Source organism: Roseomonas sp. TF40 (assembly GCF_057219975.1).
The window spans coordinates 1-14,566 of the sequence record NZ_JBXVVR010000015.1; the positions used below are offsets into that span (position 1 = coordinate 1).

General features: G+C 67.0%; 12 protein-coding genes and 1 tRNA gene. All 13 read left to right on the forward strand.

Translation table 11 applies throughout. The annotated features are described in order from the left end of the window. Positions 1–80 (forward strand): EF-Tu C-terminal domain-related protein (locus AC2D9U_RS24120; protein WP_484754206.1); only part of this gene is annotated, 80 nt, incomplete at its 5' end. 244 nt (positions 81–324) lie between these two features. After that, entirely contained in the window at positions 325–747 is a 423-nt protein-coding gene (locus AC2D9U_RS24125; protein ID WP_484754165.1) for an RDD family protein, read from the forward strand. 106 nt (positions 748–853) lie between these two features. Next, positions 854–930: transfer RNA gene (locus AC2D9U_RS24130), tRNA-Trp, on the forward strand. A gap of 101 nt (positions 931–1,031) precedes the next feature. Next, positions 1,032–1,229, forward strand: coding sequence for a preprotein translocase subunit SecE (gene secE, locus AC2D9U_RS24135; RefSeq protein ID WP_484754169.1), 198 nt, complete (start codon positions 1,032–1,034; stop codon positions 1,227–1,229). Then, positions 1,229–1,765, forward strand: a complete 537-nt coding sequence (gene nusG / locus AC2D9U_RS24140) for a transcription termination/antitermination protein NusG (RefSeq protein WP_484754171.1) — start codon at positions 1,229–1,231, stop codon at positions 1,763–1,765. The genes secE and nusG overlap by 1 nt, the downstream gene beginning before the upstream one ends. A 155-nt stretch (positions 1,766–1,920) precedes the next feature. Next, positions 1,921–2,355 carry a 50S ribosomal protein L11 gene (gene rplK, locus AC2D9U_RS24145; RefSeq protein ID WP_484754175.1) on the forward strand — a complete coding sequence of 145 codons (435 nt, stop codon included), beginning with the start codon at positions 1,921–1,923 and terminating at the stop codon, positions 2,353–2,355. Positions 2,356–2,359: 4 nt separating this feature from the next. Next, a complete protein-coding gene (rplA, locus tag AC2D9U_RS24150; protein WP_484754180.1) occupies positions 2,360–3,061 on the forward strand; it encodes a 50S ribosomal protein L1 in 702 nt (233 codons plus the stop codon). A gap of 363 nt (positions 3,062–3,424) precedes the next feature. Next, positions 3,425–3,964, forward strand: coding sequence for a 50S ribosomal protein L10 (gene rplJ, locus AC2D9U_RS24155; RefSeq protein WP_484754184.1), 540 nt, complete (start codon positions 3,425–3,427; stop codon positions 3,962–3,964). Positions 3,965–4,063: 99 nt separating this feature from the next. Continuing rightward, positions 4,064–4,441 (forward strand): 50S ribosomal protein L7/L12, encoded by a 378-nt coding sequence (gene rplL, locus AC2D9U_RS24160; RefSeq protein ID WP_484754187.1) that lies wholly within the window; start codon positions 4,064–4,066, stop codon positions 4,439–4,441. A 299-nt stretch (positions 4,442–4,740) separates the two neighbouring features. Then, positions 4,741–8,931, forward strand: a complete 4,191-nt coding sequence (rpoB, locus tag AC2D9U_RS24165) for a DNA-directed RNA polymerase subunit beta (protein ID WP_484754190.1) — start codon at positions 4,741–4,743, stop codon at positions 8,929–8,931. A 76-nt stretch (positions 8,932–9,007) separates the two neighbouring features. Beyond that, on the forward strand, positions 9,008–13,270 hold the full coding sequence (gene rpoC, locus AC2D9U_RS24170; protein ID WP_484754193.1) for a DNA-directed RNA polymerase subunit beta': 4,263 nt from the start codon (positions 9,008–9,010) through the stop codon (positions 13,268–13,270). A gap of 333 nt (positions 13,271–13,603) precedes the next feature. Next, positions 13,604–13,975 (forward strand): 30S ribosomal protein S12, encoded by a 372-nt coding sequence (rpsL, locus tag AC2D9U_RS24175; protein ID WP_484754197.1) that lies wholly within the window; start codon positions 13,604–13,606, stop codon positions 13,973–13,975. Between the two features lie 11 nt (positions 13,976–13,986). Beyond that, positions 13,987–14,463 carry a 30S ribosomal protein S7 gene (gene rpsG / locus AC2D9U_RS24180; protein WP_484754202.1) on the forward strand — a complete coding sequence of 159 codons (477 nt, stop codon included), beginning with the start codon at positions 13,987–13,989 and terminating at the stop codon, positions 14,461–14,463. Positions 14,464–14,566 lie beyond the last annotated feature (103 nt).

Here is a 14,566-nt window from a genome sequence, read left to right on the forward strand (position 1 = left end):
TGGATGAGGGCCTGCGCTTCGCGATCCGCGAGGGCGGCCGCACCGTCGGCGCCGGCGTCGTCGCCAGCATCGTCAAGTAGGCTTTCTGGCCCTCAAGCGCCGGGCGCGCGCTCCGCGCGCTTGGCTCGCCACATAGGTGGCGGGCCGCGTTCGCGGCCTCGGCCGCGCAAGGCGGCCGCAGGGGGGGCGAGAAATGCCGCTGCATGCGGTGGACAATTGAAAGGGGCGGGGCGCGCAGGCGTCCCGCCCCTTTCGCATTGCGGGGCGCTGGACAGGGCAGCGCGGCCTGCTTAGCAAGATCGCAGGCAGCAAGGGGCCATGCGGATGTCGCAACAGACCACCGAATTGGCGGGATTCGGCCGGCGGCTGGCCGCGCATCTGCTCGATCTGCTCTGGATGATCCCGCTGTCGCTGGTGCTGGGCGTGATCGGCGACGCGGTGCAGGGGGGAACCATGTCCCTCGGCGGGGAGATGATGGCGAGCCTGGTGGTGGCGCTGGTCGTCGTCTCCTTCTGGGCGGAACGCCAGGCCACGCCGGGCAAGCTCGCGCTCGGCCTGCGCATCGTGGATGCCCGCACGGGCGGGCCGGTGCCGGTGGGCAAGCTGCTGACCCGCTATGTCGGCTACATCCTCTCCGCCATCCCGCTCTGCCTGGGCTATCTGTGGATGCTGTGGGATTCGCGGCGCCAGACCTGGCACGACAAGATGGCGGCGACAGTGGTGGTGAAGCTCGTTCCGCGGGCCTGAGCCCGGCCGCGATGCAAAAACCGACGCGCGGAGGGCATTGAGGGCGCCATCGCATCTCGACAGGCCGCGCTGGCTGTTATAGATCGCCCTCCTCGCGCGGCGCCGTAGGGGCGTAGCTCAATTGGCTAGAGCGCCGGTCTCCAAAACCGGAGGTTGAGAGTTCGAGACCCTCCGCCCCTGCCACGCGCCGCGCGAGTTCCGCGACTGCCCCCCAGGCCCTTCGGGCCGGGGGGCGGCCCCGAAACCGGAGACAATTCGTCCTGTTGACCATGAAGGGGCCCCTCTTGGCCAAGCTCGATCCCGCGCAGTTCGTCCGTGAGGTGCGGCAAGAGGTGGCGCGAGTCACCTGGCCGTCCCGCAAGGAGACGCTGGTGACGACCGGTCTCGTCCTGGCGCTGTCGGCGCTGGCGGCGCTTTTCTTCCTGGTGGTGGACCAGGCCATCGCCTTCGCGATGCGCATGCTGTTCGGGGTGGGTGCGTGATGGCCGACAAGAAGTGGTACGTCGTTCACGTCTATTCGGGCTTCGAGAAGAAGATCTCGCAGCAGCTGCGTGAGCAGGCGGCGCAGAAGGGCCTCGCCGACGCCTTCGAGGAAATCCTGGTCCCGGCCGAGGAGGTCGTGGAGGTCAAGCGCGGCCAGAAGACCAACCAGGAGCGGAAGTTCTTCCCCGGCTATGTGCTGGTGAAGATGGAAATGACCGACGACGCCTGGCACCTGGTGAAGAACACCCCCAAGGTCACCGGCTTCCTCGGCGAGAAGAACCGCCCGACGCCGATCCGCGAGGCCGAGGCGCAGCGGATGCTCAAGCAGGTCCAGGACGGCGCCGACAAGCCGAAGCGCCCCGCCATCATCTTCGAGGTGGGCGAGCAGGTGCGCGTGGCGGATGGCCCCTTCACCAGCTTCAACGGCGTGGTCGAGGAAGTGGACGAGGAGAAGGGCCGCGTGAAGGTCAGCGTCTCCATCTTCGGCCGCTCCACCCCGGTCGAGCTCGAATACGGGCAGGTCGAGAAGCTCTAGGCACCCATGGATTGACAGGGCGGGGGCAAGGGCTTACACGCCCGCCTCCGCTGACGGCCCGGCTTCCCCGGGCTGTTTGGCGTTGCAGGAACGCGGGAGACCCGGGGACGGGTCGTTGGCACCGCGGGCCTCTGAAACGGACAGAGGACTGAAAAGTGGCGAAGAAGATTGTCGGCTACATCAAGCTGCAGATCCCTGCAGGCAAGGCGAACCCCTCGCCGCCGGTAGGCCCCGCGCTGGGTCAGCGCGGCCTGAACATCATGCAGTTCGTCAAGGAATTCAACGCGGCGACGCAGCAGATGGAGCCGGGCACCCCGACGCCGGTGGTCATCACCGCGTATTCGGACCGCACCTTCTCCTTCATCACCAAGACGCCGCCGAACACCTACTTCCTGATGAAGGCCGCGAAGATCGAGAAGGGCAGCCTGACCCCGGGGAAGGGCCCGAATGTCGGCCGCGTCACCAAGACGCAGCTGCGCGAGATCGCGGCGGTGAAGATGAAGGACATGAACTGCACCGATATCGAAAGCGCGGTGCGCATGCTCGCGGGCTCAGCCCGTTCGATGGGCATGACCGTGGTGGAGGGCTGACGCCATGGCGAAGCAGGGCAAGCGCCTGAAGGCGATCAATGCGGGCCTCGACGCCGAGAAGGTGTACGGGCTGGATGAGGCGATCAGCTTGGTGAAGGCGAACGCCAAGGCGAAGTTCGACGAGACGATCGAGATCTCGATGAACCTCGGCATCGACCCGCGCCATGCGGACCAGATGGTGCGCGGCGTGGTCGGCCTGCCGAACGGCACCGGCAAGACCGTGCGCGTGGGCGTCTTCGCCCGCGGCCCGAAGGCCGAGGAAGCCAAGGCCGCCGGCGCCGATGTGGTCGGCGCGGATGACCTCGCGGCGCTGGTGCAGGAAGGCAAGATCGAGTTCGATCGCTGCATCGCGACCCCGGACATGATGGCCCTGGTGGGCCGCCTCGGTAAGGTGCTCGGCCCGCGCGGCCTGATGCCGAACCCGAAGCTCGGCACCGTGACCATGGACGTGAAGGGCGCCGTGACGGCCGCCAAGGCCGGCCAGGTGGAGTTCCGCGCCGAGAAGGCCGGCATCATCCATGCCGGCATCGGCAAGGCGAGCTTCGAGGCCGACAGCCTCGCGGCCAATGCCCGCGCCTTCATCGACGCGATCCAGAAGGCCCGCCCGACCGGCGCCAAGGGCACCTATGTGAAGAAGGTGTCGCTCAGCTCCTCCATGGGCCCGGGCGTGAAGGTCGATATCGGCTCGCTCAGCGCCCAGGGCTGAGTTCGGCCCGAACAAGATTCGGCACGGAAGTGCCGGGCAGGGCAGGGGCCTCGGCCCCTGTCCGAACCTGTCGGAGACCTCCTGTGGCGATGTCGGCCTCGGCCGGCGCGCCTTGAAGCGGCCCTCGGGCGGCGCAGGGATAGACGGGGTGCCAGGAATTTCAGGTCATGCGGGTTCGTCCCGCCTGGCTTGGCTTTGCCGGTCCCGTTCCAGCAGGCCAATGGGGTCTGGGCGACAGCCCTGGCCCTTGCTTGAACCGGTCGTGGCCCTTCCAAAAGGTCGCTGACCAGATCGATCGGATCGACGTGGGGCGCAACGGCCTGTGGCCGCCCGCACCCGACGCCGTGAATCCGATCGGCCAACATGGAGACGGACGTGGACCGTACGGAAAAAGCCGCCTTCGTGAAGGCGCTGCAGACGGTTTTCGCGGAAACGTCGTTCGTGCTCGTCAGCCAGAACAAGGGCCTGACGGTTGCGGATGCGACGCGGCTGCGGAACCGCATGCGGGAAGCCGGCGCGACCTACAAGGTGGCGAAGAACCGGCTGGCGGCCATCGCCCTCGATGGTACGAGTTTCCAGGGCATCACGCCGCTGCTGAAGGGTCCGACCGCGCTTGCGTGGTCGCGCGACCCGGTGGCCGTGGCGAAGACCGCCGTGGAATTCGCCAAGACCAACGACAAGTTCGTGGTCCTTGGCGGAGCGCTCGGCACCCAGACGCTGGACGCCAATGGCGTCAAGGCGCTGGCCGAGCTGCCCTCGCTGGAGACGCTGCGCGCGCAGCTGCTCGGCCTGCTGCAGACCCCTGCGACTCGGATCGCGGGCGTGCTGCAGGCGCCGGGCTCGCAGCTCGCCCGGGTGTTCTCCGCCTACGCCAAGAAGGACGAAAGCCAGGAAGCGGCCTGAGGGGCCGTTTTCCCAGCCGACACCGATGCGCCCGGGCGGGTGTTCCGCTCGGGTGTTGCAAACATCAAGCCAAGCCATTAGATCGAAGGACATACGAACATGGCAGACCTCGCGCGACTGGTCGAAGAGCTTTCGGCCCTGACGGTTCTGGAGGCCGCTGAGCTCTCCAAGATGCTCGAAGAGAAGTGGGGCGTCTCCGCCGCCGCGCCGGTGGCGGTTGCCGCCGCTGCGCCGGCCGCCGCCGCCGCCGCCCCGGTCGAGGAGAAGACCGAGTTCACCGTCATCCTGAAGGCGGGTGGCGACAAGAAGATCAACGTGATCAAGGAGATCCGTACCATCACGGGTCTCGGCCTGAAGGAGGCCAAGGACCTCGTTGAGGGCGCGCCGAAGACCGTGAAGGAAGGCGTGAGCAAGGACGAGGCCCAGAAGATCAAGAAGGTCCTCGAGGAGAACGGCGCCCAGGTGGACATCACCTGAGCCCTTGCGCCGCAGGCTGGGCGATCCGGCTCGGCCGCGGCGCGAAACCCCTTCGGTCGGTGACCGGGGGGCACTATATCGGAGGGAACGGGCGGGAATCCGAAGTCGGAATCCCGCCCGCGCCTGCGTTTTGAGCGTTGAAGTTGCGGCGGCGCTGCCAGGAACTGAGGTGGGCGCCGGGTGATTGAGAGTGCTGCGTGGCGCAGTCCGGGCCTGTCGGTCCGGGAGGACGTGCCGCGCGGCGATGGCCTTCCCGACCAGGCGGGTGGGCCACAGCGGAAATGGGAAGCGGGACAGGCATGAACGCTATCACGAAGTCCTTCACGGGTCGCAAGCGCATCCGGCGGTCTTTCGGGCGCCTGCCCGAAGTGCAGCAGATGCCCAACCTCATCGATGTGCAGCGCGCCTCCTATGAGGGCTTCCTGCAGATGGGCGTCGATCCGGATTCGCGGACCCATGCGGGTCTGCAGGAGGTCTTCAAGTCGGTCTTCCCGATCGACGATTTCGGCGGCCGCGGCCGGCTGGAATTCGTCCAGTACGAGCTGGAAGAGCCGAAATACGACGTCGAGGAATGCATCCAGCGCGGCCTGACCTTCGCCGCCCCGCTCAAGGTGCGCCTGCGCCTGATCGTCTGGGACGTGGATGAGGATACGGGCAGCCGCTCCGTCCGCGACATCAAGGAGCAGGACGTCTACATGGGCGACATGCCCCTGATGACGGAGAACGGCACCTTCATCATCAACGGCACCGAGCGCGTCATCGTCTCGCAGATGCATCGCAGCCCGGGCGTGTTCTTCGACCACGACAAGGGCAAGACGCACAGCAGCGGCAAGTATCTCTTCGCCGCGCGCGTCATCCCCTATCGCGGCTCCTGGCTCGATTTCGAATTCGACGCCAAGGACATCTGCTACGTCCGCATCGACCGCAAGCGCAAGCTGCCGGCGACCACGCTGCTCTATGCGCTCGACAGCGCCTGGACCGAGGCGCAGCGCGCCGAACGCGCCGCCGCCGGCCTGCCGCCGCTCGAGATCAACGAGATCCGCGGCATGGACGGGGAGGAGATCCTCAACGCCTTCTATGGCCAGGTGGTGTTCACGCGCGGCCCCAAGGGCTGGTCGCGCCCCTTCGACCCGGAGACCTTCCGCAGCGCCAAGCTGCCCGAGGCGCTGATCGACGCCAAGACCGGCGCCGTGGTGGCCGAGAAGGACGCCAAGGTCACGCCGCGCCAGGCGCGCAAGATCGCCGAGGGCGGGACGACCGAGGTGCTGGTCAGCCGTGCCGAGATGATCGGCCGCTTCGCCGCCGAGGACATGGTGAACCTCGAGACCGGCGAGATCTGGGCCGAGGCCGGCGAGGAGCTGACCGAGGCCAAGCTGAACCTGATCGAGGAAGCGGGCATCGACCGCCTGCCGACGCTCGCGATCGACCAGTCCACCGGTCCCTGGATGCGCAACACGCTCGCGGTGGACAAGAACTCCAACCGCGACGAAGCGCTGATGGACATCTACCGGGTGATGCGCCCGGGCGAGCCGCCGACCGCCGAGACGGCCGAGACGCTGTTCCGCGGCCTGTTCTTCGACGCCGACCGCTATGACCTCTCCGCCGTCGGCCGCGTGAAGATGAACATGCGCCTGGGCTTCTCCGCCGAGGAAGTGCCCGACACGGTCCGCACGCTGCGCAAGCAGGACGTGGTCGAGACGCTGCGCGTGCTGCTGCAGCTCAAGGACGGCAACGGCTCCATCGACGACATCGACAATCTCGGCAATCGCCGCGTGCGCTCGGTGGGCGAGCTGATGGAGAACCAGTATCGCGTCGGCCTGCTGCGCATGGAGCGCGCGATCAAGGAGCGCATGGGCTCCGTCGACATCGACACGGTCATGCCGCACGATCTGATCAATGCGAAGCCGGCCGCCGCCGCGGTGCGCGAATTCTTCGGCTCCTCGCAGCTCAGCCAGTTCATGGACCAGACCAACCCGCTCTCCGAGGTGACGCACAAGCGCCGCCTCTCGGCGCTTGGCCCGGGCGGTCTGACGCGCGAGCGCGCCGGCTTCGAGGTGCGCGACGTGCACCCGACGCATTACGGCCGCATCTGCCCGATCGAGACGCCGGAAGGCCCCAACATCGGCCTGATCAACTCGCTCGCTACCTTCGCCAAGGTGAACAAGTACGGCTTCATCGAGACGCCCTATCGCCTGGTGCGTGAGGGCCAGATCGTGGACGCCAAGCCGCGCTACCTCTCCGCAATGGAAGAGGAGCGCCTGGTGGTGGCGCAGGCCGATGCCTCCGTGGATGGCGAGGGCCGCTTCACCAGCGAACTCGTCTCGGTGCGCGACGGCGGCGATTTCCGCCTCGTGAAGCCCGAGGAAGTGACGGCGATCGACGTCTCGCCGAAGCAGCTCGTCTCGGTCGCCGCGGCGCTCATCCCGTTCCTCGAGAACGATGACGCCAACCGCGCGCTGATGGGCTCGAACATGCAGCGCCAGGCGGTGCCGCTGATCAAGTCGGACGCGCCGCTGGTGGGCACAGGCATGGAAGCGGCCGTGGCGCGCGATTCGGGGGCGACGATCGTGGCGCGCCGCGAAGGCGTGATCGACAGCATCGACGGCGCGCGCATCGTGGTGCGCGCCACCGGCGAGGACAACACGACGCGTGGCGTCGACATCTACCGCCTGCGCAAGTTCCAGCGCAGCAACCAGAGCACCTGCATCAACCAGCGCCCGCTGGTGAAGGTGGGCGACCGGGTTGCGGCCGGCGACATCATCGCCGACGGGCCGAGCACGGAGCTGGGCGAGCTGGCGCTGGGCCGCAACGCGCTCGTCGCCTTCATGCCCTGGAACGGCTACAACTTCGAAGATTCGATCCTGATCTCCGAGCGCATCGCGCGCGATGACGTCTTCACCTCGATCCACATCGAGGAGTTCGAGGTCATGGCCCGCGACACCAAGCTGGGCCAGGAAGAAATCACCCGCGACATCCCGAATGTCGGCGAGGAAGCGCTGCGCAACCTCGACGAAGCGGGCATCGTCTATATCGGCGCCGAGGTGCAGCCGGGCGACATCCTGGTCGGCAAGGTGACGCCGAAGGGCGAGAGCCCGATGACGCCGGAGGAGAAGCTGCTGCGCGCCATCTTCGGCGAGAAGGCCTCCGACGTGCGCGACACCTCGCTGCGCCTGCCGCCGGGCGTGGCCGGCACCATCGTCGATGTGCGCGTCTTCTCCCGCCGCGGCGTGGACAAGGATGAGCGCGCCATGGCGATCGATCGCGCCGAGATCGAGCGCCTGGCCAAGGACCGCGACGACGAGAAGGCGATCCAGGAGCGTTCCTTCCATTCGCGCCTGCGCGAGAAGCTGCTCGACCGCAAGGCGAGCGGCGGCTTCAAGGGTGTGAAGGCGGGCACGCATATCGACGACTCGGTGCTCGACCAGTTCGCCAAGGCCACCTGGCGCCAGATCGGCGTGCAGGACGATGCGGCGATGGCGGAGATCGAGGCGCTGAAGCGCGAATTCGACGCCGCCGTCGAGCGCCTGCAGAAGCGCTTCGAGAGCAAGGTCGAGAAGCTGCAGCGCGGCGACGAGTTGCCGCCCGGCGTGATGAAGATGGTCAAGGTCTTCGTGGCCGTGAAGCGCAAGCTGCAGCCCGGCGACAAGATGGCCGGCCGCCATGGCAACAAGGGCGTCGTCTCGCGCGTCGTGCCGATCGAGGACATGCCCTTCCTGGAGGACGGCACCTCGGTTGACCTCGTGCTGAACCCGCTCGGCGTGCCCTCGCGCATGAATGTGGGGCAGATCCTCGAGACGCATCTCGGCTGGGCCTGCGCCAACATGGGCAAGCAGATCGGCGAGCTCGTCGAGGAATATCGCCGCGGCGGCGCGATGCGCGAGGAGCTGATCGCGAAGCTGGCGGAGGCCTATCCCGCCGAGACGATGAAGGCCGAGATCGAGCCGCTGGACGACGACCAGCTGATCGAGCTGTGCGAGAACCTGAAGAAGGGCGTGCCGATCGCGACGCCGGTCTTCGACGGCGCGCGCATGGCCGACATCGAGGGGATGCTCGACAAGGCCGGCCTCGACCGTTCGGGCCAGGTCTGGCTGCATGACGGCCGTTCGGGCGAGCGGTTCGAGCGCAAGGTCACGGTCGGCTACATCTACATGCTGAAGCTGCACCACCTGGTGGATGACAAGATCCACGCCCGCTCCATCGGCCCCTACTCGCTCGTCACGCAGCAGCCGCTGGGTGGCAAGGCGCAGTTCGGCGGTCAGCGCTTCGGCGAGATGGAGGTCTGGGCGCTCGAGGCCTATGGCGCCGCCTACACGCTGCAGGAAATGCTGACGGTGAAGTCTGACGACGTGTCGGGCCGCACCAAGGTGTACGAGGCGATCGTGCGCGACCAGGACAGCTTCGAGGCAGGCGTGCCGGAATCCTTCAACGTGCTGGTGAAGGAGCTGAAGTCGCTCGGCCTCAACGTCGATCTCGAGAACCGACCGTCCTGATGGGCGGCGGCTTCCCGATTCCCTTTCTCGCCGCCGGCGCGCGTGATGGCGCCGGCGCTCCTCATGGAGTGAGCGCATGAACGAGCTGATGAAGATCCTCGGCCAGACCGGCCAGGCGATGACCTTCGACCAGATCCGCATCTCGATCGCCTCGCCGGAGCAGATCCGCTCCTGGTCCTATGGCGAGATCAAGAAGCCGGAGACGATCAACTACCGCACCTTCAAGCCGGAGCGCGACGGGCTTTTCTGCGCGCGCATCTTCGGTCCGATCAAGGACTACGAGTGCCTGTGCGGCAAGTATAAGCGCATGAAGTTCCGCGGCATCATCTGCGAGAAGTGCGGCGTCGAGGTCACGCTCGCCAAGGTGCGGCGCGAGCGCATGGGCCATATCGAGCTCGCCTCGCCGGTCGCGCATATCTGGTTCATGAAGTCGCTGCCCTCGCGCGTCGGCCTGATGGTCGACATGTCGCTGAAGGAGCTGGAGAAGGTCCTGTACTTCGAGAGCTATGTGGTGCTCGAGCCTGGCCTGACCGACCTCAAGCTGCACCAGCTGCTGACCGAGGACCAGTTCCAGAACAAGCAGGATGAGTTCGGCGAGGACGCCTTCAGCGTCGGCATCGGCGCCGAGGCGGTGAAGCAGATGCTCGCCGCGATCGATCTCAACCGGGAAGCCGCGCAGCTGCGCGCCGACCTGAAGGAGACGACCTCCGAGGCCAAGCGCAAGAAGCTCGTGAAGCGTCTCAAGATGCTGGAGAGCTTCGCCGAGGGTGGCGCGCGCCCTGAGTGGATGATCCTGGACGTCGTGCCGGTGATCCCGCCCGAGCTGCGCCCGCTGGTGCCGCTCGACGGCGGGCGCTTCGCGACCTCGGATCTGAACGACCTCTATCGTCGTGTCATCAACCGCAACAACCGCCTGAAGCGGCTCATCGAACTGCGCGCGCCGGACATCATCGTGCGCAACGAGAAGCGCATGCTGCAGGAAGCCGTTGACGCGCTGTTCGACAATGGCCGTCGCGGCCGCGCCATCACCGGGGCCAACAAGCGCCCGCTGAAGTCGCTCTCCGACATGCTGAAGGGCAAGCAGGGCCGCTTCCGCCAGAACCTGCTCGGCAAGCGCGTCGACTATTCCGGCCGTTCGGTGATCGTCGTCGGGCCGGAGATGAAGCTGCACCAGTGCGGCCTGCCGAAGAAGATGGCGCTGGAGCTGTTCAAGCCCTTCATCTACTCGAAGCTCGAGAAGTACGGCCACGCCACCACCATCAAGGCCGCGAAGCGGATGGTGGAGAAGGAGCGCCCGGAGGTCTGGGACATCCTCGAGGAGGTGATCCGCGAGCACCCGGTGCTGCTGAACCGCGCGCCGACGCTGCACCGCCTGGGCATCCAGGCCTTCGAGCCGGTGCTGGTCGAGGGCAAGGCGATCCAGCTGCACCCGCTTGTCTGCACCGCCTTCAACGCGGATTTCGACGGCGACCAGATGGCGGTGCATGTGCCGCTCTCGCTGGAAGCGCAGCTCGAAGCGCGCGTGCTGATGATGTCCACCAACAACATCCTCAGCCCCGCCAACGGCAAGCCGATCATCGTGCCGAGCCAGGACATCGTGCTCGGCCTCTACTACCTCGCGCTCGAGACGCCGGAATTCCGCGAGGCGGCCAAGCATATCGAGCGCGTGAAGGCGCTGGTCGCGGGTGCGGCCGGCAAGGCGGCCGATTCGCTCTCGGCCGAAGAGCGTGAGGCGCTGAACTTCCGCCCGCAGGTCTATGGCGGGCTGGGTGAGGTGGAGCAGGCGCTCTCCAACGGCACGATCCGCCTGCATTCGGCCGTCTTCGCGCGCGTTCCCGCGCCGACCGAGGCGAATCCGAAGCGCATGGAGACGGTGCTGACGACGCCGGGCCGGATGATGATGGGCGCGCTGCTGCCCAGGGATCCGCGCACGCCCTTCAGCCTCGTCAACCGGATGCTGACGAAGAAGAACATCTCCGACGTGATCGACGCGGTGTATCGCCACTGCGGCCAGAAGGAGAGCGTGATCTTCGCCGACCGGCTGATGGGGCTCGGCTTCCGCAACGCGGCGAAGGCGGGCATCTCGTTCGGCAAGGACGACATGGTCATGCCGGACAACAAGTACGACCTGATCGGCACGACCAAGGAGCAGGTGAAGGAGTTCGAGCAGCAATACCTCGACGGCCTGATCACCGCGGGCGAGCGCTACAACAAGGTCGTCGACGCCTGGTCGCGCTGCACCGAGGAAGTGGCGCAGGCCATGATGAAGGAGATCAGCAAGGCCGAGCTCGGCAAGCCGATCAACTCGGTGTGGATGATGTCGCACTCCGGCGCGCGCGGTTCGCCCGCGCAGATGCGCCAGCTCGCCGGCATGCGCGGCCTGATGGCCAAGCCCTCGGGCGAGATCATCGAGCAGCCGATCATCAACTGCTTCAAGGAAGGCCTGACGGTTCTCGAGTACTTCAACTCCACCCACGGCGCCCGCAAGGGCCTGGCGGATACGGCGCTGAAGACCGCGAACTCCGGCTACCTGACGCGGCGTCTGGTCGACGTGGCGCAGGATTGCATCATCGTCGAGGATGATTGCGGCACCGAGCGCGGCATCACCGTGCGCGCCGTGATGGATGGCGGCGAGGTGGTCTCGAGCCTCTCGGAGCGCATCCTGGGCCGCACCACGCAGGAAGACGTGATCGACCCGGCGACGGGCGCGGTCATCGTCAAGCGCAACATGCTGATCGAGGAGCCCGAGGCCGAGGCGATCGAGAAGGCGGGCGTGGAGGCGGTGAAGATCCGCTCCGTGCTCACCTGCGATGCGCGAGTCGGCGTCTGCGGCCAGTGCTATGGCCGCGACCTCGCGCGCGGCACCCCGGTGAATGTCGGCGAGGCCGTGGGCGTCATCGCCGCGCAGTCGATCGGCGAGCCGGGCACGCAGCTCACCATGCGCACCTTCCACATCGGCGGTGCGGCGCAGCGTGGCGCCGAGCAGTCGGCGGTGGAGGCGATCGCGGATGGCACGGTGAAGTTCCTCAACCGCTCCGTCGTCATCAACAGCCAGAACGCCGCCATCGTCATGAGCCGCAACTGCGAGGCGGTGCTCTATGACGTGAATGGCCGCGAGCGTGGCCGCATGCGCGTGCCCTATGGTGCCAAGCTGCTGACCGAGGAAGGCCAGAGCGTCACCCGCGGCACCAAGCTGGCCGAGTGGGACCCCTTCACCCTGCCGATCATCACCGAGCGTCAGGGCAAGGTAGAATACGCCGACCTGATCGAGAACGTGACGCTGATGGACCGCACCGACGAGGTGACGGGCCTGAGCTTCAAGGAAGTGGTCGAGTACAAGCAGGTCGGCCGTGGCGCGGACCTCCGGCCGCGCCTGATCATGAAGGACGCGAACGGCAACGTCGTGAAGCGCGAGAACGGCAGTGAGGCCATCACCTTCCTGCCGCCGGGCTCGCTGCTCTCGGTGGAGAACGGCAAGGAGGTGAATGCGGGCGACGTGATCGCGCGCATGCCGCGCGAATCGTCGAAGACGCGCGACATCACCGGCGGTCTGCCCCGAGTCGCGGAGCTGTTCGAGGCCCGCCGCCCGAAGGACGCCGCGATCATCGCGGATGTCGACGGGCGCGTGGAGTTCGGCAAGGACTACAAGGCAAAGCGCCGCATCCTCGTGGTGCCGGAGCAGATCGGCGACGATCCGCCCACGCCGCGTGAATACCTGGTGCCGAAGGGCAAGCACGTCTCGGTGCAGGAAGGCGACTATGTGAAGGCCGGCGACCCGCTCGTCGACGGCCCGCGCGTGCCGCATGACATCCTGCGCGTGCTCGGGGTGGAGGCGCTGGCCAACTACCTCGTGAACGAGATCCAGGACGTCTATCGCCTGCAGGGCGTGAAGATCAACGACAAGCACATCGAGGTGATCGTTCGCCAGATGCTGCAGAAGGTCGAGATCCTCGACGCCGGCGACACGACCTATCTGGTGGGCGAGACAGTCGAGCGAATCGAGTTCGAGATGGAGAACGAGAAGCGACTCGCCCTGAAGGAACGCCCCGCGCGCGCCGAGCCGGTGCTGCAGGGCATCACCAAGGCGTCGCTGCAGACCACCTCCTTCATCTCGGCCGCCTCTTTCCAGGAGACGACTCGGGTGCTGACCGAGGCCGCCACGGCGGGCAAGGTCGATAACCTGGCCGGTCTGAAGGAAAACGTGATCGTGGGCCGCCTGATCCCGGCGGGCACGGGCAGCGTGATGAACCGCCTGCGGGCCGTGGCGGCGCAGCGGGACCGGGGGCGCATCCCCACGGCGCCTGCCCCCCTCCCGGGCCCGTCGCGGGCGGCCGAATAGGCAGGGCAGGGCGCCAAGCCCAGCTGATGCGGGGCCGGTTCCGGAAGGGACCGGCCCCGTCGCTTTTCGGGGTGGGTGTTTTTGGGCGGGCTTCGCTTGACTCACCCCGGGCCGACAGATATATCGCCGCTCCCTGGCAGGGGCTGGCGCATCACGCTACGGCCCGGTCAGGCTTTTATTTTGGTCCAACAGCTTTGTGTTGCCGGCGCCGCCCCTTCGGGAGCTGAGGCCGGTGGCTGGACAGGAGCCCGCAGGGGCGCGCATTTGCGCGTTCCAGGCGGGCGAATGCTCTTTGCAAGGCTGGGGGATACCGGACGGGCACGAAGGGGCGTCATGCCGACGATCAACCAGCTCATTGCCAACGGGCGTGAGCCTCTCGCGAAGCGGAACAAGGTTCCGGCGCTGCAGGGCAGCCCGCAGAAGCGCGGCGTCTGCACGCGCGTCTACACGACCACGCCAAAGAAGCCGAACTCGGCGCTCCGCAAGGTCGCGAAGGTGCGCCTGACGAACGGCTACGAAGTCGTGAGCTACATCCCCGGCGAAGGCCACAACCTGCAGGAACACTCCGTGGTGCTGATCCGCGGCGGCCGCGTGAAGGACCTTCCCGGCGTGCGCTATCACATCCTGCGCGGTGTGCTCGATACGCAGGGCCTGCCGAAGCGGCGCAAGCGGCGCTCGCTGTACGGCGCCAAGCGGCCGAAGTGAGGAGCTGAGACATGTCGCGCCGCCATAGCGCCGAGAAGCGTGAAGTCCTCCCCGACCCGAAGTTCGGGGATGTCGTGCTCAGCCGTTTCATGAACGTGCTGATGTATGACGGGAAGAAGAGCACCGCAGAGGGCATCGTCTATGCCGCCATGGATACGCTGAAGCGTCGTGGTGGTCCGAACAGCGATCCGCTGCGCGTGTTCCATGAAGCCATGGACAATGTGAAGCCGGCCGTCGAGGTTCGCAGCCGCCGCGTCGGTGGCGCGACCTACCAGGTGCCCGTCGAGGTGCGCCCCGAGCGCCGCCAGGCCCTGGCAATCCGCTGGCTCATCGACGCCGCCCGCAAGCGCGGCGAGCACACGATGGAAGACCGCCTGTCCGCTGAGCTGATGGACGCCGCGAACAACCGCGGTTCGGCCGTCAAGAAGCGCGAAGACACGCACCGGATGGCAGAGGCCAACAAGGCCTTCAGCCACTACCGCTGGTAACACGATCCGATCTTGAGGACCTGAGCAATGGCCAAGGCGAAATTCGAGCGTAACAAGCCGCACTGCAACATCGGGACGATCGGGCACGTTGACCACGGCAAGA

Excerpts from the sequence above, each read along its gene's own strand:
- rplA (WP_484754180.1), top strand. The coding sequence starts at position 2,360 with ATGGCGAAGCAGGGCAAGCGCCTGAAGGCGATCAATGCGGGCCTCGAC.
- rplJ (WP_484754184.1), top strand. The coding sequence starts at position 3,425 with ATGGAGACGGACGTGGACCGTACGGAAAAAGCCGCCTTCGTGAAGGCG.
- nusG (WP_484754171.1), top strand. The coding sequence starts at position 1,229 with ATGGCCGACAAGAAGTGGTACGTCGTTCACGTCTATTCGGGCTTCGAG.
- AC2D9U_RS24125 (WP_484754165.1), top strand. The coding sequence starts at position 325 with ATGTCGCAACAGACCACCGAATTGGCGGGATTCGGCCGGCGGCTGGCC.
- rpoC (WP_484754193.1), top strand. The coding sequence starts at position 9,008 with ATGAACGAGCTGATGAAGATCCTCGGCCAGACCGGCCAGGCGATGACC.
- rpoB (WP_484754190.1), top strand. The coding sequence starts at position 4,741 with ATGAACGCTATCACGAAGTCCTTCACGGGTCGCAAGCGCATCCGGCGG.
- rpsG (WP_484754202.1), top strand. The coding sequence starts at position 13,987 with ATGTCGCGCCGCCATAGCGCCGAGAAGCGTGAAGTCCTCCCCGACCCG.
- rpsL (WP_484754197.1), top strand. The coding sequence starts at position 13,604 with ATGCCGACGATCAACCAGCTCATTGCCAACGGGCGTGAGCCTCTCGCG.
- rplL (WP_484754187.1), top strand. The coding sequence starts at position 4,064 with ATGGCAGACCTCGCGCGACTGGTCGAAGAGCTTTCGGCCCTGACGGTT.